Genomic DNA, 803 nt, shown 5'->3' with positions numbered 1-803 from the left:
GGTGATTTTATAGGTGACTTCATCTCCAGCTTTCGCTGTGACTTCTTTTTCGCCATTGACGGTCTTGTCTACTGAGAAGCCTGGGTCTTCCTTCACTGTTACGTCTGCTTGAGAATCTTCAGTTAGATCCCCGGCTGTCACAGTTACCACGTTCGGATACGTTCCTGCTTTAATAACCTTGTCAATTGTATGAGTCGCCGTTAAGATGACTTCATCTTGATGCGCGATGTTAAACTCTTCACCGGCATAGATTTTTGTCTCTTCTCCCACTTGGTACGTCAACTCGATCTCACCCATACTGAACTCATCAGTTAATGTTACACCTTCCAAATCCGTATTACCGGTATTTTTCACGGTGATTTTATAGGTGACTTCATCTCCAGCTTTCACTGTGACTTCTTTTTCGCCATTGACGGTTTTGTCAACGCTGATTCCAGCATCCTCCGCTACCGTTACGGTCGCTTTGGAGCTGACAGGGTCCAATCCATCCACCCTCGCTGTCGCGGTGTTATCATACACTCCAGCCTTATAGTTCGTTGGAATTTGGTACTTCGCCGTGAACTCAATGTGGTCACCGTATGCGAGATCAAATTCGTCTCCCAATGTGTATTCTTTCGTTTCCTCGCCATCGACATACGTCAATGTCAAGTCTCCTTCCATTTCGAATACATCGGTCACAACAACATCTTTCAAGTCGGTGTTTCCTGTGTTTCTCACCACAATTTTGTAGGTCACAGCCTTGCCGGCTTCTGTCGTAATCTCTTTTTGGTCATTGACGGTCTTGTCAACGCTGATTCCGGCAT

At 45.8% G+C, this 803-nt stretch carries 1 protein-coding gene; it reads right to left on the bottom strand.

Annotated elements, in window-relative coordinates:
* Positions 1–803: DUF7507 domain-containing protein (locus A8L44_RS08710; protein ID WP_139063828.1), on the bottom strand; the 803-nt coding region annotated here is incomplete at both ends.

This window comes from Bacillus sp. FJAT-27986, from assembly GCF_001685035.1.
GTDB lineage: Bacteria > Bacillota > Bacilli > Bacillales > Pradoshiaceae > Pradoshia.
The sequence above is the reverse complement of the archived record's forward strand: the minus strand, read 5'-3'. Positions and strand labels throughout refer to the sequence as shown.